Source organism: Paenibacillus sp. FSL H7-0323, from assembly GCF_038002725.1.
Taxonomy (GTDB): domain Bacteria; phylum Bacillota; class Bacilli; order Paenibacillales; family Paenibacillaceae; genus Paenibacillus_AQ; species Paenibacillus_AQ odorifer.
Map to the genome: position 1 here is coordinate 2,508,404 of NZ_JBBODB010000001.1, position 20,343 is coordinate 2,528,746.

Here is a 20,343-nt window from a genome sequence, read left to right on the forward strand (position 1 = left end):
TTAGTGAGGCCGCTTCCCACCATACTACAGAAGCGGCCTCGTTCATTTCTTGGGATATTAAACCTAACGTTTGTTTAGCATTATTTCACTTCTGCATTCAGGACATTAATGGAACCATCCGGGAAGACCTTAACTCCTTCCAGATACGATCTTTTGCCTGAGATGATTTGGTCGACGCCCATGAATGCCCATGGAGCATCTTCCCAAATTGTTTTTTGAATATTGCCATAGATGGATTTAGCCGCTTCTGGATCAACAGATTTATTCGCCTCAGCGATCCATTTGTCTACATTTTCATTTTTGTAATAGGCTGTATTTGAGCCAGCAGGCGGGAACATTTCACTACTGAATAACCCTCTGGTTGCACCATCTGCATCTCCTGAAGACGGAGACCAGCTGACATACCACATTTGAATTTTCGCTTCTTCTGGTGTCTTAGCAGAGTTAATTTGGTCGGACAATGTGCCGCCTTCCATGGATTTCACGTCTACCTTAATCCCTACAAGTGCTAGCTGTTGCTGAATAAATTGCATACCCTTCATAGTTTCGGATTCATTTTCACCCCAAATTTCGGTTTCGAATCCATCAGGATATCCTGCTTCAGCAAGCAATTGTTTAGCTTTTTCAATGTCATAGTCATAACCTGTTTGCGGGGAATAGTATTGTGTTTTGGAAGACATCGTGGAATCAAGCTTAGCACCAAGACCCGATTTCACAACTTTGATATAAGCTTCTTTATTGATAGCATAGTTAATGGCTTGACGTACCTTCACATCATCAAAAGGTTTTTTCATCGTATTCAACGTTACATAACGGACGATTGTCGAATCGATGGTATCTACAGTAATTCCTTCAAGACCTTCAACCTCAGATACTTGCTCCGTTGGCATTGGATAAATAAAATCTGCCTCGCCGGTTTTTAGCATGGCTATCCGTGATCCATTCTCTGGTACAGGTCTAAAGGTCACACTATCCACTTTTGGTAAGCCCGCTTGCCAGTAATCAGGGTTCTTAACGACAACCAAGCGGTCGCCTTGCACCCATTCTTTGAACTTAAATGGTCCCGTCCCTACAGGATTTTTCGAAATATCGGTGCCATTTTCTTCTAAAGCTTTCGGACTAATAATAGGTGCCATAGCTACTTTATTTAAAAATGCGTTGTACGGCTCACTGAGTGTAATAACCACGGTTTTAGCATCAGGAGTCTCCACTTTCGCTACCTTTGCGAAGCTTTTGCGCAGTCTCAGATTGTTCTTCTCATCTTGAATACGGGCGATGTTTACTTTAACCGCTTCAGCATTAAAGTCAGTACCGTCTTGGAATTTAACATTCTCTTGCAGCGTGAACGTGTAGACCAACCCGTCTTCACTTATGGAATGGCTTGCGGCAAGAACAGGAACCACGTTCATATTCTCGTCAAAACCCATCAGACCTTCGTACATCGTTCTGGCAGCGCTGATTGAATGCGTATCGCTTGCGTTATGAGGGTCCAGCGTAATAAAGTTAGAATTGATGGCAATTACAATGTCTTTATCATTCTTTGTAGTTGGGGTGCTAGTTTCAGTTCCACCAGCAGTATTGCCGTTTTGTCCCTCGTTGCTCGCTTTGTTGCCGCACCCTGCAGTCACTACTACTGTAATAAGCAGCAGCATGAACATTGACCATACTTTTCCTTTTGCTTTCATTTTTTACACTCCCCTATTCAAACGATGTATTAGAAAAGCTTCTAGTCCGATTAATCACCAAACTTGAAGATTATTCTTGACCTTATGCTCTAGATCTCCCATTGAAATACAGCACGGCGTTCGCCGACTACAGTACCGCCATCATTAACAATCGTGTTAGGCACGAGTGCATATAGGCGATCAATTGTGTCTTGATTGCTGTAACCAATACGTTCTAGAATCGATGCGATAATACATGGCCAGACTTGTTCTGATCCGTCGGATACTTTCAGTGATATACCCATTCGTTCCTTACGGAGTCCGATACCGTATACCCCTTTTGCTCCACCCTTAGCCGTCAGATTGTCATCCTTCAGGAGCTCTGAGCATACAAATTTCGTGTCAGCAATCATAACCGGGTTATCGTTCATAAGTTTTGCAATGGCAGCGGCTGCGTTACGTATATCCGTATCCTCAATTAAATCGGGACACGCTAGCTTTAGATAGGAATAAGCGATTTTATGAAGCGGAAGTGCGAAGATAGGAAGTCCACAGCCATCAATACCTTGCGGGATGGACGCTTTGGGAACTTCAGCGATATAAGCCATCATCTCAAGAATCTCCTGTTGTACAGGATGGTTAGGATCGTAATAAGTGTTTATATCCCAACCCATATATTTGCTAAGGCCCATTAACCCTGCATGTTTGCCTGAGCAGTTATGAAAGATTTTACGAGTGGGTTCATTTGCCCGGTGACGTTCTGCTTTGGCTTCTTCATTCAGCGGGTATGTAGAGCAGCAATGAAGTGACTCTTCTTTTAATCCCATTTTCTGAAAAAGAGCTTCAAGCGCTTCAATATGGAAGGCTTCTCCCCGGTGTGAAGCGGTAAACAGCGAAGCTTCTTTACTTGTCAAACCATATACTTCATCGATCCGGCGTTTCATTACCGGCAAAGCTTGGAATGGCTTAGCAGCAGAGCGAAGATAAGTCATATGCTCCGGATCGCCTGCTTTGTACAAAATGTTGCCCTTCTCATCAACTACACTAACTGCACCATAATGCACATTCTCCAGCAGGCCACCACGATATTCTTCTACCAATGTTGTAAATCCCATCTGTACAACCTCCCCAGCAGTAGTTAATTTAATCTAAGGCAAAAAATCGATTCTGCGATAAAAGTCCCGATCCGATAATCACACCCTTCTCATTCAGCAACGAGCGATGAATCGTAAAGGAACCACGAAGCGGCTCCCATGTAAAGCGAGAGAGGTACAGCTGCTCAACTTCTTCGTATATATCCGGGAATTTGTCCACGAGTTCTCCACTTAAAATCACGCTGTCGGGGTTATACATGCATACGACATTATTAATGGTGATGGCCATATACATGAGTGCACGGTCGATCAAGTGAATCGCCCATTGTTCTCCTGCATGTTTTGCTGCGAATAACTCCTCAATCGTACGGATCGGGCGAATCCGATTAGCTTCAGATAATAAAGAACTGATATTTATATAGGTCTGTAAACAGCCCGCTTTGCCGCACTCACACATCATTCCGTTAGGATCCACTGTCGTATGCCCAATTTCACCCGCACTGTTCATCACCCCTCGATAAATCTCTCCCTCGAGAATCATCGCAGAGCCCACGCCTTGACCGAAACCCAATAATGCCGTACGGCTTGAGCCGACTGCGGCTCCTTTAAGATGTTCAGCAAGAGCCCTTACTTTCAGCTCATTGTCCACAGCGATTTCAAAACCTGTCAGCTCTTTCAAGCGTTTGGCTAACGGCACATTTTTCCATCCTAGCTGAACAGAGAAGACAACAATTCCTTCTTCGTTATTCACAATGCCAGGAAGTCCAACGCCAATACCCACGATGCGTGTTCTGTCAATCACATGCTGCTGGAACAATTGCTCAATGGCTTCATGAATCCGTTCCAGCGTTCGATCCGGGCTTTCGTCTGGTGTACGGGGAAATTGACTACTGCAGATAAGCTGTCCTTGTAAGTCCACAATTCCAATAGACATAAGACTGCGATCCAGTTCAACGCCAACCGATAATACAGAAGCGTCCATCATACCTATTAACGTTGATTTCCGACCTAATCCTGATGATACCTGCTCTGAATCGAGTAAATATCCTTCCTCCGTCAACTCTCCGACAATTCGACTTACAGTCGTAGGACTCATACCAGTCTGTTTAGCAATAGAAGCGCGAGAAATCGGTTGTTGATTTTTTATAATTTCGAAAACCGTTAAACGATTTTGTCGCTTCATAAAATCCTGATCGTGCTTTTTCACGGGCATTCTCCTAATTATTTTCTCCAGTGAATTAATTGGATTAATAAACCACAAAAACAAGAAATTATTTGCAAATAAAGCGCTGATAATGTATTCTTTGATTTAAATTTTAATTTAGTTTCTCCAGTGATGGGATTAATAATAAAGGGTCATGGTTTATGTGTCAATATAAATGACATATTTTTTATTTAAAAATAAATGTAAGCGGTTAACGAAAGATAACCAACACAAAAACCACTCAATATATAACACAGACATAACATATAAGCCCGTGAATTAGCATTTAATTTGAATCTTGAACCTATTAATTGGAATAGAAAGACTGAAAGTGGTATTTTGCTTGGATTAATGTGAGGGTGTGTGAATCGATGGTAAATTGAAGGTAACACTCGCATCAAAAGGAAACTCTCAAAAAGGAGGTAGCTTTTGATGCGAAGTGAGTTAGTTACATCGAAGGTGCTAAAATCATTGAAACTCAACGGTCTTAACCGCTGCGTCCTCTTGGATCATCGATAACAATTGTACTGGATTAAATGATTCAGGCAATCTTACAACGATTTCTACGTTTAATTCGGATTCTACACTGTTATTTTCAGCATGAAAACTTAGAACAGCGATTTTGTGTTCTTTAAGCAACTCTTGAATTCGGCCCATAGCGCCTTCTGTGTTAGCTAGACTTATAACGAGCTGTTGGGTTTTTGGTGCGGCCAGCCAGCTGTTACGACTGTGTAAGATCTTTTGCCCAAGTAAAATGATTATCGTTGCTCCTACGCCAAGAATATAAAGACCAGACCCTATAGCCATGCCCACTCCGGCTGTTGCCCAAATCCCTGCAGCAGTAGTGAGCCCTTTGACTGTGTGTCTTTGCATAAAAATCATTCCTGCGCCCAAAAAGCCTACTCCGCTTACTACCTGAGCAGCTATCCGAGCGGGATCAAGAGAAAGATTAGGCCAATCCGCTTGATCCTGAAACCCATATTTGGAGATGACCATCATGAGTGCAGCACCTAAGGCCACAACAAAATGTGTTCTAACTCCAGCTTCTTTCATCCGGCTTTTGCGTTCATATCCAACTAATACGCCACAAATTCCCGCGCCAATTACACGAAGCAAATACTCAAACTCCATACCTTCACCTTCTTTCATCATGATATGTATGTTGGATTAGTACCACGTAGGATAAAGTCGATAATCTATTTATTGTATCACAAACAAAAAACCATAATACGTCCTCTCGCATTATGGTTAACTCGCATTTTTTAATTTTATACTTCTTAGTTCGTATCGGAAGCTAACAAAGAGCAAATCTCCGCATCTACAAATCTACCTTTTTCAAAAAAAGATTCGTGCAACAATCCCTCATACTTAAAGCCCGCTTTCAAAAGAGACTTCTTGGAGGCAATATTAGCCGGATCATAAAACGCCTCAATTCGATGGAGCTTCATATGCTCAAAGCCATACGCAATAATAGCTGTCAGGACTTCCGTCATCACACCCTGCCGCCAATAAAGTGGAGATAATTCATACCCAATCTCTGCTTTGAAATTTCTGTGCGCCCAGTTATGATATCCGCATGAACCCATCATTATATTATCCTCACGCCTGGCTATTCCCCAGCGAATACTTTGTTTGCCTTTGAAACGTTCATCCCATCTTTCGATAAGGTTGATCGCTTGCTGTATATCGGTAAAGCTATCCAGATCATAATACTGGGTCACTTCATCTTTTGAAAAATAATTATATATTTCTTTAGCATCATCCAGTGTAATTCTTCTCAAAATAAAGCGGTCTGTTTCGAGCACAGGAAATCGTTCAACGTTATCGATCATATTTTCCTTAAGTCTCCTCTCATTTATAAACTAGTGATTTTTTTCACCTTGTAATCATTTGTTCATATTGCGTTCTTAATTGCTTGATACACTTCAATCATAACGATAACTACAAAGGAGATATTCTTATGAAAAAATTGTATTACACGTCTTTTTTCTATGCAATTCTTGGTTTGATAGCCGGAGTGGCCTATCGCGAAATTACTAAAATGAATGATTTCACAGGAGATACTATATTAGTTGCGCTTCACACTCACATTCTAGTCTTAGGATTCTTTTTCTTTATTATTGCTATAATCTTAGACAAGTTATTTAATATCCATGAGGCTAAATCTTTTGGTGCATGGTACATTGTCTATAACATTGGTCTTCTAATCACGATTGGTGCAATGGCTACACGTGGAATGCTGCAAATTAACGGCAGTGATATTAGCTTCCTGCCCCATATTGCGGGGCTTGGTCACGCCATTGTTGGGGCTGGAATCATCTGGCTGCTTGTGCTACTCGGTAAACGAATTAAATAATACAGAAAGAGCCGCCAGGATCACTCCAGCGGCTCTTTTAATTATCCCCTGCTTTCCGTTACGGAGCAATCCCCCATACGAGAGCATCACTTTGATAAAGCGTCACTTTATCCCAGTTAGTATAAGCAGTTTTAGTAGCATCAAAGGAGTAGTCATTGGCTTCGTTAAAATTAGTCCAATCTGATTTATATATTCTGAGTTGAATATCTCCGGACTGGCCTCCAGCTGGAATGGAACCAGCCGAAGAAGCAAACGAAAGTTCAACGTAAGTGTCTGCATTCGTGCCTGTGTTGTCTGCAAAGGCGACTTGAACATTATTATTGCCGATCTGTGCCCAATCAATTGTGCCATTTAACGTCTGATTACTATCTTTAGTGAAATAATAACGGATTTTAAGTTCGCTTAAGTTCACTGCGGTTGTGCCGTTATTTTTAATATTAAAATAAGGTTTGATCTGATTGTCTGTCGCATTAGTATCTCCCGCCCGATACTGCAACGTCAGACTAATTGCTGCCGGAACTTGTGGAACAGCACTCGCTTGTGCCGAATTCACACTCTCTCCTGCACTATTGGTTGCGCTTACAACATAGTAATAGGTTGTTCCGTTCGTTAAGCCCGTGTTGATGTAGCTCGTTGCCGTTAGCCCTGTTGCTACAGTGGTGTACGGCCCTCCGCTTGTGGTTGCACTTTTCACAGTGTAACTAGTCGCACCACTGGATGCACTCCAGCTCAGGTTTACTTTTGCATCTCCTGCTGTCGCTACCAAATTGGTTGGCGCCGCGGGAACAGTCGCCACTGCTGCTGGAGCCGCACTCGCTTGTGTAGAATCCGCACTCTCTCCCACACTATTAGTTGCGCTTACAACATAGTAATAAGTTGCTCCGTTCGTTAGGGCGGTGTTAGTGTAGCTCGTGGTCGTTAGCCCTGCTGCTACAGTTGTGTACGGGCCTCCGCTTGTGGTTGCACTTTTCACAGTGTAGCTAGTCGCACCATTGGATGCGCTCCAGCTCAGGTTTACTTTTGCATCTCCCGCTGTCGCTACCAAGTTAGTGGGTGCCGTCGGAACAGTCGCCACTGCTGCTGGGGTCGCATTCGCTTGTCCCGAATTCACACTCTCTCCTACACTATTGGTTGCGCTTACAACATAGTAATAGGTTGTTCCGTTCGTTAAGCCTGTGTTGGTGTAGCTCGTTGCCGTTAGCCCGGTTGCTACAGTGGTGTACGGCCCTCCGCTTGTGGTCGCTCGTTTTACGGTGTAACTAGTCGCACTACTGGATGCCGTCCAGCTCAGGCTTACTTTTGCATCTCCCGCTGTCGCTACCAAGTTAGTGGGTGCCGCAGGAACTACAGTGCCCCCTCCGTTACTCAGAGGAATTACAGGGTAAGCATTCTGTACCAGCTGAACAAATTGATCATGGAACCAGTGGCCTGATACAGGCGCATTAGGTAATGCGCCGGTCAGTGTGCCGCTTGAGCTGGTATAAGTCGGATCACACATTCTGTCAAAGCCCTTGCCCTCATTATTTGGAATGGCACTGCTGGAGCCATCAGATTCTCCCGGAGGTTTCACCCAAACGAATGCATCCAAATGTGAGGCTGCATAACCTGCGGGTGCTGCTTGTGGAACTTCTCCAATTCCGGCACCGCTGGCATTACACCAATTGCCGCGATGGAGACGTTTATCAATCCGACCGGAATCCGCATAAGCGTTAACGGTTGTTCCGCTTGCACTAGTCGGACGATTTGCTCCTCCCCACCCATTACGGGAAGTATCAATAAGGAAGCCGATCGTGGAAGGCCAACCTTTTGCTACAAAACCTGAATACAAAGCTGCTGTGAAATCAGCTTCATCAAAATACGGATTCCATTCATAATAACTTGCAGAACGAAGCTGCTGGCTGCCTATCGTAAGATTCGGATCTGGAAGATTAGGTTCTACTAGTGGAGTGGTATTGGCTGTATTCGTAATGAATCCATCGACACTAGCAAGTCCAGCTGTAGTGCCTGACACAACCGAAGTAAAGAGGTCGATAGCGGGGCCACGGTTAGTATCCCATCCGAGCCAGCCAGAGTGACCAATATCCATGTAAGTATACACATTTGGAATGGCATGGAGAGCATTTAAAGTGTAACGTGTAGCATCACGGTAAATATTCGTGGAGTTAGCTTGAGCACACTGTGGTGTGCTGAGATTGGTAACTAGATTCGGAAGCGAATCCGGCTCTACGATAGTCACTATCCGAATGTCACTATATTTGGGCTTTGCAAAAATACTGGCGATTACGTCAACATAATCTGATTTGTAGGTTGTCAAACCCGCTGCTGTCAGTGGCAGCTCGCCATTGGAGGCCAAAGCGTGGCAATCCCGCCCAGGCATATCATAAATTACGAATGTGGCTGTAATCGGCGTGTTTGGTTGCTTTTGCGCGAGTACGGAATCTAATGTTTCCTCAAGACTTTTTCTGCCTCCGTTTTCTGTCCCGCCATAAATTGCAGCAATTCGATCCAGCCATACGGCTGTCGGATATTTTTTAATGGTCTCCATCTTGGAAACTAAAGTACTATCGGTAACCTGAGCAATAGAGGTATCAATCAGTGCGGCATAATCAGGATTAACATATGCTGTAGCTCCTACAAACGGATTGTCAACATGCGCCTCACTGGCATACGTGGTAGAAGGAGCATATCCGGTGATAACTAAAGCCATGATCGTAAGCAATAACAACATTTGCTTCCTTAGTGCTTTTGTCATTTATTATTCTCCTTTCGACAATTAAATAAATTCGTAAATAATTTATTAATAGCCACGCGATGCTACAATTGCAGTATTCACTCCTTTAAAGAATGGTCACCTCCTCTATGCCTTACCCGCACTCATCATCACCTCCTCTCCGTTTTAAAGATCTAACAAGAGCCTAAATACCCTAACTATTTAACATAAATATAATTTTATTTAATTTATAGAAAATTATCCCTTTTCTTGAATACTACCATATCCTATTTTTAATTAGAAGATAGTAGATGAAATAAAAGTTTAATAATGAGACTATAAGAATATTTGTTTATAAACTGGTAAATGATACAATGTGGAAGTGACAAGGTATTTTGAATTTTAAGTATTTTCGAAGTAACGCTAACAAACCTTTAAGGAGTGAAAAAAATGTCCATCGATGTTTATCTTAATTTCAATGGGAATTGTCGTGACGCAGCAGAGTTTTACGCAGAGGTGTTTGGCACTGAACGTCCACAAATCATGACCTTTGGTGAAACACCACCCGATCCCAATTTCACTCTTCCTGAGGAAGCTAAAGATTTGGTTATGCACACCCGCTTGAATATCGAAGGCAGTAATGTAATGTTTTCTGATGTTTTTCCAGGTATGCCTTTTATCGAAGGAAACAATATTAGTCTTTCCGTAGTTAGTAAGGATTTAGATAACATAAAGAAATATTTCGATAAGCTTCAAGAGGGCGGTAAAGTAGTTATGGAACTGCAAGAAACCTTCTGGAGCTCTTGTTATGGTAGTCTAAAAGATAAATTCGGCATCGACTGGCAATTCAATTATGATGACGGACGAATAAATATGTAATAAAAAAACAACGGGCATGGAGTAACTAACCTCCTGCTCGTTGTTTTTTTGTTTTTCGCTTAAATTAGTCCATAATCAAATCGTACACACTAACCTTCCGAATTCGCCGGGCAACAAGCATAGACACCGCATAAGCGACTACTAGAATGGCTGCACACAATAGCAATACTTGAGGCAAACTAACCGCCAGTTGGACATTATAAATCCCTAAACTCGAGAGCAATAGTACAAACGCTGAGTCTGAGAAAAAATACCCCCCTATGCTCCCCAAAGCTACTCCCACCACAATCACCGGAAACAGACTAAAGGTAATCTGCGTCATCAGATTAAAAGTGGTGTAACCCATTCCTTTAAGAATGCCGAACTCACGTTTCCGCTTCAGAATCAAAGTCTTAATCACTAAATACAAAATCAGACTGACTACTATAATCGTCACCACAGTGATGACTGCTGTCATAGAAGATACTGCGGCAGTGAATGTACTGAGCGTACTATCAACCGTTTCTCGAATGTTAGTAATGTTCCATTGCTTAGGGAAGCGTGCTTCCAGATCCTTCACAAAAGCTTGCGCATCTCCCCCCTCTTTCAGATACACATTGATGGACAGAGGGGTGTACTCCGGTTGAAGTCTTCTCATTCCATCACCGGTCATACTCGCCACCATTCCAAGTTGGCTAATCTGCTGGCTTAAGCCAGTAACCAAATAATTCTCCGTCACACCATTAAAAGTGATCGGGACCTCGTCCCCTATTTCTGAATTTTCCAACTTAGCAATAACACCGGAAATCACAATTTCATTATCATAAATTGGCTCTCGCCCTTTGTATATGGTTTGTGTCTCCAGCTTGCTATAATCGTCAGATACCCGGAGCATAAAGCTGGTGTTCTTAATCGAAGCGACCATGCTATCCAATACAGTCAACTTTTCAACCCCTGGCATGGCTTCTAATTCTGTAAACTTCCCCTGCTGTAGGTCACCGTTTTTCGGCAATAACAAAAAGTCGCTGCGTTCTATACCTACCAGTTCTATAACTGCTGAGGTGTCTCCCTTAAAGTTGAAATTCAATATAGAGCAAAAAATACTAGAAAAGGTTAATCCGGCAACGATCAATACGATCATCATATTCTGTTTTGCCTGCCTTACTAAAGCTTTAAGGCTTAAGCTGAATTGCAGATTCATCCGGGATGTTTCGAGTGGAATTGGGTTCCGCTTGAAATTGTGAGTGAGGATTCCGCTCTGCAGAGCTGTAATCGGAGTAATGTTCCGAATTCGCCGGCTCGACAGATAGGTAACAAGTAGCACTAGTCCAGAGACAATAACCAAACTAAGCACTGCACTGACCCCTTCAAAGGATATTGGCCACAGAAGTCCGATTGAAGACGAAATCATATTCCCTACCAACGGCATAACCAGCCCAGATAACCCGCCTCCCGGTATAGCTGCAATGATGGAAACTGAGGTGAACTGTAGCAGAAGCGCATTTTTAATCTGCCATGAAATATAACCGTTAGCTTTTAAAATACCGATGTTCGTTAAATTGTCTTCAATATGCCCCAATATTTGAAACCTGATGACAATAAGCGAGATTAGAACCATAATCAGTGCAAATACGATTAAAATGGCTGCTAAAAGATTAACAAAAACACGGTTCCCTTCGAGCCCAACCTCTGCCCGCATGACTTGAAATTGATCCGTACTTCCTGAGGCAAAAATCCGCTCACTAAGCATTTGCTCCAGCTTTACATCCTTTGAAGGATCGGTTAAATCTGCTGATAGAAAGCTGTACTGAGCTTCAGTTCCAAGACGTTCCTCCAACTGTTTATAACCTTCATCATTCAAAAATACTTTTAAAGCTCCATTAGTTAACGTCCCTAGCAACGGCTCCTCAATAAAGCCACCTATGGTATAAGAAAATGAGTTATTATCGTATACAAAAGTAAAAGTATCCCCAAGGTTATACCCCGATCCAACATGGAACAAATAAGGCAGATAGATCATATTCGCATCCTTAGATCCTAGTGGAGTCGTTGTCTTGAACAGTCCCTTGGTCCGCGGTGTATCCATGTTAAGAATTATAAAAGCTACCGTAGTGTCCGTTTGTCCGTACTTCATTTTAGCATCTGCTAACAGAATTGCTGCTTCATTCTCCCAGGATTCTGTATATGAATAACTATCCACAAGCTCCTCATACTCTTCTAGATAATCATCTTTTGGAAAATATGCACTTATTTCTGGAGTCCTTAATTCAGTCATTTTTTCTTGCTGGAAGGAATTGAGCTTCAAAATGACCGTAAGACCAATGTTCAGCAGCAGCACAGCTATCATGATAAGAATGAAGAGCGTAACCGTAGCACTTTTTCTTTTACGAATATTGGACCAAGCTAATTTTCCTATTAGGCTGCTCATCCCTACCACCCCAATTCGGTTAGAAAGGACTGTAATTGCTGCTGCCGTTCAGGTCCGTTATCTTCGCTATAAAGGGTAAGACGCAAATCTCCCACGATGACTCCATCCCGCAAATACAATATCCGATTTCCACGCAACGCGGTTTTAAGATCATGAGTAACCATAATTATACTTTGCCCTTGTCTATTCACCTCAGTAAGGACGCGCAGTACACCTATTCCTGCTGAACTATTTAACGCACCCGTCGGCTCATCGGCGAAAACCGCTTTTGGACTGTTAATCAATGCCCGGATAATCCCCGCCCGCTGAGCTTCGCCACCTGAGATTTGCGCCGGAAACTTGCCCCAGACAGAGTCATCCAGACCTACATCAGAGAGTAGCTTTTTGGCTTTTTTTACAGCGCCTGCTCTATCCTTTTGTACAAGAAAAGCACTTGATAATACATTGTCGAGGACACTCATCGTATCCAGCAGATGAATCTGCTGAAACACGAACCCACAATTCTTCCGCCGGAATATCGCAAGCTGATCATTACTCATGGCTGTAATATCCTGACCTTCAAATAGAACCTCTCCAAGTGTTGGCTTATCCATACCCGAAATGGCATACAGCAGTGTTGATTTACCAGAACCAGAGCTGCCCATGATAATCGTAAAATCACCATGATATAAGGTCAGATCCAGATTTTTCAAAACATGCTGCTGAGTTCCTCCATGGGAGAAGGTTTTTCCAAGCTTATTAGTCTGCATCAGCACTTTATTATTCACTTCGCTCATGTTGAACACTCCATTTACATTCATGCTCATTAATTGCGCTAAGAAAAATCATAGTTCTACGCGAAATATAATGGCTGCAATCACAAGCTCATTCGTAATTGCAACCTTATCGTACGTTAAATGTTCTTAACATGTCTTTGTGCAATCCTTAGCTAATTCTTAATTCTGTCCTGCTAAAGGAATTAGCAGTTTGACTGTAAATCCGTCCTCCCGATTGGAGCACAGAATATCGCCTTGCATTTTTTGCATCATATAACGGGAAATGTACAGGCCTAGACCTGCACCATTCTGGCTCACGGCCAGACTGCCCCGAAAAAATTTATTGAATACTAAAGGCAGCTCCTCTTCAGGAACCCCGGGACCATAGTCCAGAATATCTACCTCCAGATAATGATCCGTGATCTCGAACTTAATATCTATGGGTGTGTCTGTGTAGGCATATTTGTAGGAATTATTCACAACATTATCGATCACCTGCTGCAACCGCAAGGGGTCCACCGTAATGAGACAGTCAGGCACAGATGCTGCTGAAATCCGTTCATAGAAATTTACATTATTTATAATTTGGATCAGCAGGTGGCTTTGCTCTTCCGTTAAGCTGACTTTAAGTTCATTTAGTTCCTCCAAGGTCGAATGGAACATATCAGTCACCAGACGATCAATCTGATCTGCTTTGGAGTACAAAGTGTTAAGCTGTCTGCCGGTCTTCTCATCCCTTGCGCTTAATAACATCAGTTCCGTGATCGCCTTTAACGAAGCAACGGGTGTTTTAATGTCATGACTGAGACTAGCAACCAGTTCCTTTTTACTTTTATTCGCCAAATATTCGCTGTGTCTAGCCGCTGCAAGCTCTTCCCGCATCATATCAAAGCTTTCGGTAAAAGCACCAAACAGATGATTACGATCCATCTCCAGCGGCACTTCCAGATCACCTCTCGCGATATGCTTCGCGAATTGCTGCATTTTGCGGAACGGACGGAGAACCGATCGATTCAGGAACCAAATATAGAGAACGCCTAGAACCGTAAGCAGAAGCAGCATCACAATAGAAACTTGTATAAATTGTTTTTTCATATGTATAAAGATCGCACGGTAATCATTATTAATAATCACCTTCCCCACCATCTTATCCTGAACAAAAACGTCCACTAGAGTATCCCGATTATTGATGGCTTTGTTAACAGTAACGGAAATCGCATTTCCCGTCTGATATTTAAGTACTCCCGTGGTATCTATAATGGCAAATTCATAAGGACTTTCCTTGTACAGCTTCGGATCAAGCTTGTCCCAGTTCTGTTCCGTGAGCTTCACAATGGTATTGATCGCCACTCTATCTGTTCCTGTCTCCACCTGCAAATTAAGAATTAGGAAGGTGAGCGCTAAACTTGCGGCAAATATAGTAAGCAGAAGGGCCAACAGCAGTTTTTTTGTCATAACTATTTGTCCTCAAAAGCATAACCGATGCCCCATACTGTACGGATGTACTGAGGATCATTAGGATTCTGCTCAATCTTCTCACGTAGATGACGGATATGTACATTTAAGGTGCCATCCCCCGCAAAAACATCTCCCCATACCTCAGTAAATAACTCCTCTTTGGGGATTACCCTATTTTTCTGCTGAATCAAATAGCTGAGCAATTTATATTCCATCGTTTTCAGCTTGAGAGCTACGCCATTAAGGCTTGCCCTCCTAAGTTCGGGGTCTATCTGGATAGGGCCGGCTTGGAGGATAGCTGCCTCAGCTATAACTTCGTTATTGTGGCGTTTAAGCACCGCCTTCACCTTTGCGAGCAGCACTCGCAGGGTATACGGCTTATGAATATAGTCATCTCCTCCGATATCAAGAGCAATCAATACATCATCTTCACTCGAGCGGGCACTAATAAACAAGATAGGAATCCCCATCGTCTGACGCAGCTCTTTGCATAACTGGAAGCCGGATTCACCGCCTAAATTAATATCTAGCAGTAACATTGAGACCTGATGCTCACGTAAAAAGCTTCGACAGGCATCAGCGCTTGTAACAAACGCGGTTTGAACATCGAACAAATTAAAATATTCGCAGGTGGTCTCCGCAAGTTCAGTTTCATCATCAATAATTAAACAATCATATCTCATGGATTTCTCTCCGCTTCAACAGAATTTAGTATTATGTTAGAATATGCCTTTAAGGAGGGGTTACCTGTGGATAAACAATCCCAGCGTCTGGAGCAATTTTTAGATAAATACGAACAAAGCTGGCCATTGAGCGGCACAGTCTTGATAGCTCAGCATGGAGAAATCAAGCTACAAAAAGCATATGGGTATGCGAATCTTGAACATCAGGTCCCGAACGCTATAGATACCAAATTCCGGATCTGGTCGCTAACCAAGTCATTCACTGGCATGGCGATTCTGATGCTAAAAGAACAAAAACGTCTGCGACTGGAAGATCCGATCTTAAAATATCTTCCTGAACAGCATGCATTCGAGGGGATGACCATCCTTCATCTGCTGGGACATACCTCGGGTATAGCCAACTACACTTCTCTACCCGAATATAATCAAAAATTAAATAAACTGAAGCTGACTCCCTTGGAGATGTTACAGCTATTTGTGAGTCAACCGCCTGCATTTATGCCCGGCACATCGTTTTCCTATAATAATTCGGGTTATTATTTATTAGGAATGATCATTGAAAAGATTACTGGCATGACATTTGAAGATTATATCACTACTTTTATATTACAGCCTCTTGGCATGGTAAATACAGGAGTTTATAACAATCAGCAAATCATTTCAAAATTAGCCTCACCTTATCATTCCTCATGGGAAGAGTATACTCAGGGTGAATACATACATATGAGCTCTATCCTGTCAGCGGGTGCCATGTATTCGACGGCTGCTGATCTTTTCCTGTGGGATCAAGCGTTATACTCCGATCAATTAGTGTCTCACGATACTCTGGAGATGGCTTTTCATTCAAGTAATCTCAAATATCGATTTGGTTGGTTTTTGGACGAACGTTATGATCGCAAAAGAATGTATCATGGTGGTGCTTATCGCGGCTTCCGAAGTGAAATGCACAGATATCCAGAAGAGCAGACAACCGTCATCATGTTGACCAATTATGATTGTGTCCCCATTACCAAGTTAACGGAATCTCTATCTGGATTAGTATTCGGTGAGCCTGCCGAAATGCCGATATTCCCGCGAGCCTTTCCACTTGATGATAGCATGTATGCTGAATATATGGGGACCTATGAGGGATTTGGCTGCAAAGCGAGCGTGGAGCGTAGGGGCCAGGACTATTATTTTGTCTGGAATGATGAAGAGGTTACACCGTTCTATCCTATCTCAGAAACAAGATTCCATCATACCAAGCATGACAGTGAATTTGAATTTAAACGAAATGAACAGGGTGAGCTTTCATTTCTGGGGATGAAAAAAAACAAACGAGTGCCGCAATAGCCATAAAATAGCTACTGGGCACCCGCCTTTTTTCAGCTAAGGCCTAAGCCTTGGCCAAAATTATAAATTGCGTGAGCATCACGATTACCGCTGAAGACACCCCCAGCGAATTAATGATTGTTAAAGCATTTGGATAACTTTCTTTCCGAAATTGTGAGAACAAAGACACCGTCCATAACACGCTGAAAAATAACGACGACAACCCGGATACAGCTTCACTATCAATTCGTCTGCTCCGGAGAAACAATCCGGCAAGGGTGGCGACAGTATAAACAATATATATTACTAGCTCTATCGATGTGATAACGATCGCCTCGCCGGCAGAGAACAAACGCATTAACAAGTATTGAAAACCTAAACAGATAAACACAAGCTGGTTAAAAGATAGTCTCTTCACTCTCATAGCTTAGCTCCTTTAGGATATATTTTCACAAAAGACAACGCTTACATTGTACTAGTGATTGAATATATCTTCTGTGACTTTCCATACCCTGCCAAATATTAGTCGGATAATATCCTCACATACAAAAAAGGAAGTACACTTTGCGAAAAAGATCCGCAAGGCATACTTCCTTTTTTTACGATTCGATTGTAGATTTAGACGGAATGGGACATCTTAGTTCCAAAATAGAATGAACAGTGGATTTATAAGATGTTTTCTTAAAATTAGGAGGTCATTGCTGTGAGAAACAAACAATCCATTGTCTTCGTGACCATACCATTATCCGAGATCAAGAAGTTCATCCTTATTGATATTGTTGCTGGATGGGTCTTTTATTTTGCTATAAAATTCCCCTTCCATTCCTTAATTGCCGCCTCTGCCGGAAGCATGTTTGGTCCTATCCTCATACGCCAATCCATGAAGTTAGTTCAAAATCGCGCCAAGTTTTAAGGTTTTAAGAACTGCTCAATCTGTTTTTTATGATGCTTATCATGTGGGATAAAACTTCTCAAGTACTTGCGAACGCTGAATTTTTTGCGATCTCCATCCTTATATTCCTGATTGAATTCCTCTTCCGTTAAGCCTACAGCTGCATCTATGATTTTAGTTCTATAACGTACAAATTGTTCAATTAATGTTTGTTCAGATAATAATTTAGCATATTCTACAGCGTTAGCATTAAACTCGTTAAAATCCAACTGCTTGGTTGTGATCGGTTCCCGGAGAATTATTTTCTTAATCGCACCTTCATAAAAATATTTATCCCATAACATGAGATGACAGATGATATCCTTTAAAGTCCATTTACCAGCTGCAATAGGCTGATTCCAATGTTTGGCTGATACTTCACCTAAAGATTCTACGAACGGGATGAGGGACTTAAATTCGAGTAACATTTGCTCATTTGTTTTTGCAGCCAGAGAGATCAACCTCCACATGAAAAATAAAATAATTCAGTCACAACATCTATGCTGCGTCATCCGCAGAAGCTGCGGCCAGATCCGTATCGGTAGAGTCAGGATTCAGCCAAATCTCAATCAACTCATGAGTACGCTTCACATCATTTTCGTCAAGCATGTAATACCATTGATCCTTCCGTCTGCCCTCACCCTGCAACATATGGCTTGTGATCTCAGGAGTACCTCCTTCAAGAATTACTCTTTTCGCCAAATCAAGAATAAAGTCTGACTTCATATTGGTTTGGAAATTACTGCCTGCTATTTCGATGATTTTCTGTATATTAAGGATATTATCTACTCTCTTCATCCGTTCAAGCGCAGATTTCAAAAAGATCCGCTGCCGCTCCGTTCGTTTAAAATCAGAATCCTCCCGGTATCTTACATACATTAATGCTTCAGCGCCAGAATAAATCGGTTTGTTCGGTTCAATTCTTAATTTCTCATGATCCGGGCTCTTGTTCTCAATCACCTTGGTAATCGGAAGTTCAACACCCCCTAGAGCATCTGTAACGCCCACAAGACCGTTAAAATTAATAGTAGCGTAATATTCGATAGGCGCGTTTAATAAATTTTTAACGGTATCTACACTCATCTGAGGACCGCCATAGGAATGAGCTGCATTAATCTTGGTTTCTTTCCTAGCTCCTTTAACCTTTTCCGCTCCGATAATTTCTGCATAGGAATCACGAGGGATCGACACGAACAATACTTTATGATCAAGTGGCCGGATCACAGTATATATAATCGAATCAGAAAGCCCGTTCTCTTTTCCCCGCTGATCAGTACCCAATAGGAGGATAGAAAATGGACGATCCTTGTTATCCGCCGTTGGCTGTAATCCGGGAGCTTCAGCGTTTTCATTATTCTCCAAAGGAACGTATGATCCATCAAGCGTGTGTTCAATAGTCGGAGCCACAATATTATTAAATCCGAAAATCAGCAGTTCTTTACGAAAAACATAAGATCCTAGCCCAGCAATAAGTACGATAGCAAGCGTAAATAACCAGATCTTTTTTTTCTTGCTGGTCTTAGTTTTCTTCTTCACCTTTTTTTTCTCAATTCTACTTAAAGAAAATGAAGAAGCTGAATGGGTAGTCTGTTTATTTTTCATTCGGATCCTTAACCCTTCCTGATGACGGATTCTACCAGCCGATAATAGGGAATCATGTAGGTTGTCTCAAAGCCTAATCTATGCGCTAAGTTGAAAGAACCCTCGTTATCCAGACGACACGCCCACACCGGCTCAAGCTGATGTTCTAGACAGTATTCTATTAAGGCTGAACAGACCGCGTAGGCATAGCCCTTCCCCCGATGTGCTTCTGAAGTTTCTATGCCAATTTCCAGTTGATGCTCATTAACAAAACCCGAAAATGCCGTAGAGGCAATTTCCCCAGCGTCAAGAATATTGAAGCCCAGCCCCTCAGCAAGAAATTGCTCTTCATTCCTCCAAAACGCCTTAGGATTGACACCTCCTGTTGCCGCCAAAAACCGTTCTTTGTTCATTCGCACCACTTCAAGGTCTTGGTTAAGATAAGAAGCTTTCTGTTTCAGATATTTCTCGCAATTAAAGCTGAAGTTGACCCTTGTATTTCTATGGAGCATTTCCTGTTCACTCCAATGAGCGATAACTTCCGGCCAGCCTCCCGCTGGATCAGCCTGCAGCAACTCTTGATGATGCCGAATCATATTTTTATTGGTTATGTAATCAAAAAGATCGCGCTTAAACTCTTCATTATCCGACTCTCCAATTAATAAAGACATTCCACAAGGGTGAGCAATGTAAAAAGCACGCGGGTTAACGATATCGTCAACATATACGCTGCCAGGTATGACTTGTTTAACCACGGACTCAGCAAACATCGTATTTATTTTCACTTTTCCTAAAGGCTCAATAGCTTTGTAATAATCTTTACGCTCTAGTCGTTTCATAATTTTCTCCTTAGATCTCACGTAATGTTTTGATAGATAACCACCAGTATGTGAGGATATTTTTTGCTGGATGACACTGTTACCTAAAATATCCCATTATTATAGACGATCTTAGGGTCGATAAGTTTCTATTTATAAGAAATTTGTGAGACAAAAAAAGACCATATCCTATCAAGGATTGGTCTACCCTATTTATTAATGATGATCTTAGGTTTTTTTCACAATCATATCGATCTCACTCTTGAGTAAAAGATATCTGACGACACTTCTCATGATCGGAACTTTAGTCAACTTATGCTGATCTACATAACTTTTCATTTGATCTTTAGACAGCCCGAGCAAGCTTCCCGCTTCAGACACCGTCAATACTTCTTTGTTACTTGTAGCGTTAAAGGTTTTCTTAACTTTTAAATTCCAGTCTTCAAACACCTGCATTTACATCCGCCACCTTTCTATAAAAAAATCCCCAAA

At 42.1% G+C, this 20,343-nt stretch carries 19 protein-coding genes; 4 read left to right on the forward strand and 15 right to left on the reverse strand.

Going from position 1 to position 20,343, the window contains the following annotated elements:
- Nucleotides 1–80 precede the first annotated feature (80 nt).
- The 5 genes from MHH89_RS11475 to MHH89_RS11495 all read right to left on the reverse strand — a co-directional run bounded on the left by MHH89_RS11475 (nt 81) and on the right by MHH89_RS11495 (nt 5,794).
- Nucleotides 81–1,685, reverse strand: a complete 1,605-nt coding sequence (locus MHH89_RS11475) for a glutathione ABC transporter substrate-binding protein (RefSeq protein WP_076141089.1) — start codon at nt 1,683–1,685, stop codon at nt 81–83.
- Nucleotides 1,686–1,774: 89 nt separating this feature from the next.
- On the reverse strand, nt 1,775–2,779 hold the full coding sequence (locus tag MHH89_RS11480; RefSeq protein ID WP_076281469.1) for an asparaginase: 1,005 nt from the start codon (nt 2,777–2,779) through the stop codon (nt 1,775–1,777).
- A gap of 28 nt (nt 2,780–2,807) precedes the next feature.
- Nucleotides 2,808–3,965 carry an ROK family transcriptional regulator gene (locus MHH89_RS11485; protein WP_076218480.1) on the reverse strand — a complete coding sequence of 386 codons (1,158 nt, stop codon included), beginning with the start codon at nt 3,963–3,965 and terminating at the stop codon, nt 2,808–2,810.
- Between the two features lie 465 nt (nt 3,966–4,430).
- The gene (locus MHH89_RS11490; RefSeq protein ID WP_094903188.1) at nt 4,431–5,093 is read right to left on the reverse strand and encodes an MgtC/SapB family protein; all 663 of its coding nucleotides are present in this window, start codon (nt 5,091–5,093) and stop codon (nt 4,431–4,433) included.
- Nucleotides 5,094–5,239: 146 nt separating this feature from the next.
- Nucleotides 5,240–5,794: a GNAT family N-acetyltransferase gene (locus MHH89_RS11495; protein WP_341087159.1), complete on the reverse strand. Its 555-nt coding sequence runs from the start codon at nt 5,792–5,794 to the stop codon at nt 5,240–5,242.
- 128 nt (nt 5,795–5,922) lie between these two features.
- On the opposite strand from MHH89_RS11495, the gene MHH89_RS11500 reads away from it, so the two are divergent.
- On the forward strand, nt 5,923–6,318 hold the full coding sequence (locus MHH89_RS11500) for a DUF2871 domain-containing protein (RefSeq protein WP_076278752.1): 396 nt from the start codon (nt 5,923–5,925) through the stop codon (nt 6,316–6,318).
- A 58-nt stretch (nt 6,319–6,376) separates the two neighbouring features.
- On the opposite strand, the gene MHH89_RS11505 is transcribed toward MHH89_RS11500, so the two are convergent.
- Entirely contained in the window at nt 6,377–9,070 is a 2,694-nt protein-coding gene (locus tag MHH89_RS11505) for a glycoside hydrolase family 6 protein (RefSeq protein WP_445739126.1), read from the reverse strand.
- Between the two features lie 408 nt (nt 9,071–9,478).
- Between MHH89_RS11505 and MHH89_RS11510 the strand changes: the two genes are divergently transcribed.
- Nucleotides 9,479–9,907: a VOC family protein gene (locus tag MHH89_RS11510; RefSeq protein WP_076183122.1), complete on the forward strand. Its 429-nt coding sequence runs from the start codon at nt 9,479–9,481 to the stop codon at nt 9,905–9,907.
- Nucleotides 9,908–9,971: 64 nt separating this feature from the next.
- On the opposite strand, the gene MHH89_RS11515 is transcribed toward MHH89_RS11510, so the two are convergent.
- The 4 genes from MHH89_RS11515 to MHH89_RS11530 all read right to left on the reverse strand — a co-directional run bounded on the left by MHH89_RS11515 (nt 9,972) and on the right by MHH89_RS11530 (nt 15,210).
- A complete protein-coding gene (locus MHH89_RS11515; protein WP_341087160.1) occupies nt 9,972–12,314 on the reverse strand; it encodes an ABC transporter permease in 2,343 nt (780 codons plus the stop codon).
- A gap of 2 nt (nt 12,315–12,316) precedes the next feature.
- A complete protein-coding gene (locus MHH89_RS11520; RefSeq protein ID WP_076129901.1) occupies nt 12,317–13,090 on the reverse strand; it encodes an ABC transporter ATP-binding protein in 774 nt (257 codons plus the stop codon).
- Nucleotides 13,091–13,249: 159 nt separating this feature from the next.
- On the reverse strand, nt 13,250–14,524 hold the full coding sequence (locus MHH89_RS11525) for a HAMP domain-containing sensor histidine kinase (RefSeq protein ID WP_341087162.1): 1,275 nt from the start codon (nt 14,522–14,524) through the stop codon (nt 13,250–13,252).
- A 2-nt stretch (nt 14,525–14,526) separates the two neighbouring features.
- Nucleotides 14,527–15,210 carry a response regulator transcription factor gene (locus tag MHH89_RS11530; protein ID WP_076129903.1) on the reverse strand — a complete coding sequence of 228 codons (684 nt, stop codon included), beginning with the start codon at nt 15,208–15,210 and terminating at the stop codon, nt 14,527–14,529.
- A 66-nt stretch (nt 15,211–15,276) separates the two neighbouring features.
- Between MHH89_RS11530 and MHH89_RS11535 the strand changes: the two genes are divergently transcribed.
- Entirely contained in the window at nt 15,277–16,542 is a 1,266-nt protein-coding gene (locus MHH89_RS11535) for a serine hydrolase domain-containing protein (protein WP_076306965.1), read from the forward strand.
- A 43-nt stretch (nt 16,543–16,585) separates the two neighbouring features.
- Here the strand turns inward: MHH89_RS11535 and MHH89_RS11540 are convergent, their stop codons facing one another.
- Nucleotides 16,586–16,945: a hypothetical protein gene (locus tag MHH89_RS11540; protein WP_036685802.1), complete on the reverse strand. Its 360-nt coding sequence runs from the start codon at nt 16,943–16,945 to the stop codon at nt 16,586–16,588.
- A 279-nt stretch (nt 16,946–17,224) separates the two neighbouring features.
- Here MHH89_RS11540 and MHH89_RS11545 point away from each other — a divergent pair, with 279 nt between their 5' ends.
- Nucleotides 17,225–17,434, forward strand: coding sequence for a hypothetical protein (locus MHH89_RS11545; RefSeq protein ID WP_076100132.1), 210 nt, complete (start codon nt 17,225–17,227; stop codon nt 17,432–17,434).
- Here MHH89_RS11545 and MHH89_RS11550 read toward each other — a convergent pair.
- From MHH89_RS11550 to MHH89_RS11565, 4 genes are all read right to left on the reverse strand, one after another.
- Nucleotides 17,431–17,913: a DinB family protein gene (locus MHH89_RS11550; protein WP_179086268.1), complete on the reverse strand. Its 483-nt coding sequence runs from the start codon at nt 17,911–17,913 to the stop codon at nt 17,431–17,433. The genes MHH89_RS11545 and MHH89_RS11550 overlap by 4 nt on opposite strands.
- Nucleotides 17,914–17,950: 37 nt before the next feature.
- Entirely contained in the window at nt 17,951–19,054 is a 1,104-nt protein-coding gene (locus tag MHH89_RS11555; protein WP_341087165.1) for an LCP family protein, read from the reverse strand.
- 8 nt (nt 19,055–19,062) lie between these two features.
- A complete protein-coding gene (locus MHH89_RS11560) occupies nt 19,063–19,872 on the reverse strand; it encodes a GNAT family N-acetyltransferase (RefSeq protein ID WP_341087166.1) in 810 nt (269 codons plus the stop codon).
- Nucleotides 19,873–20,079: 207 nt separating this feature from the next.
- Nucleotides 20,080–20,307 (reverse strand): hypothetical protein, encoded by a 228-nt coding sequence (locus MHH89_RS11565; RefSeq protein ID WP_038572358.1) that lies wholly within the window; start codon nt 20,305–20,307, stop codon nt 20,080–20,082.
- Nucleotides 20,308–20,343 lie beyond the last annotated feature (36 nt).

Coding starts and splice junctions, on each gene's coding strand:
- MHH89_RS11475 (WP_076141089.1), bottom strand. CDS start 1,685: ATGAAAGCAAAAGGAAAAGTATGGTCAATGTTCATGCTGCTGCTTATT.
- MHH89_RS11480 (WP_076281469.1), bottom strand. CDS start 2,779: ATGGGATTTACAACATTGGTAGAAGAATATCGTGGTGGCCTGCTGGAG.
- MHH89_RS11490 (WP_094903188.1), bottom strand. CDS start 5,093: ATGGAGTTTGAGTATTTGCTTCGTGTAATTGGCGCGGGAATTTGTGGC.
- MHH89_RS11495 (WP_341087159.1), bottom strand. CDS start 5,794: ATGATCGATAACGTTGAACGATTTCCTGTGCTCGAAACAGACCGCTTT.
- MHH89_RS11500 (WP_076278752.1), top strand. CDS start 5,923: ATGAAAAAATTGTATTACACGTCTTTTTTCTATGCAATTCTTGGTTTG.
- MHH89_RS11505 (WP_445739126.1), bottom strand. CDS start 9,070: ATGACAAAAGCACTAAGGAAGCAAATGTTGTTATTGCTTACGATCATG.
- MHH89_RS11510 (WP_076183122.1), top strand. CDS start 9,479: ATGTCCATCGATGTTTATCTTAATTTCAATGGGAATTGTCGTGACGCA.
- MHH89_RS11515 (WP_341087160.1), bottom strand. CDS start 12,314: ATGAGCAGCCTAATAGGAAAATTAGCTTGGTCCAATATTCGTAAAAGA.
- MHH89_RS11520 (WP_076129901.1), bottom strand. CDS start 13,090: ATGAGCGAAGTGAATAATAAAGTGCTGATGCAGACTAATAAGCTTGGA.
- MHH89_RS11525 (WP_341087162.1), bottom strand. CDS start 14,524: ATGACAAAAAAACTGCTGTTGGCCCTTCTGCTTACTATATTTGCCGCA.
- MHH89_RS11530 (WP_076129903.1), bottom strand. CDS start 15,210: ATGAGATATGATTGTTTAATTATTGATGATGAAACTGAACTTGCGGAG.
- MHH89_RS11540 (WP_036685802.1), bottom strand. CDS start 16,945: ATGAGAGTGAAGAGACTATCTTTTAACCAGCTTGTGTTTATCTGTTTA.
- MHH89_RS11555 (WP_341087165.1), bottom strand. CDS start 19,054: ATGAAAAATAAACAGACTACCCATTCAGCTTCTTCATTTTCTTTAAGT.
- MHH89_RS11560 (WP_341087166.1), bottom strand. CDS start 19,872: ATGAAACGACTAGAGCGTAAAGATTATTACAAAGCTATTGAGCCTTTA.
- MHH89_RS11565 (WP_038572358.1), bottom strand. CDS start 20,307: ATGCAGGTGTTTGAAGACTGGAATTTAAAAGTTAAGAAAACCTTTAAC.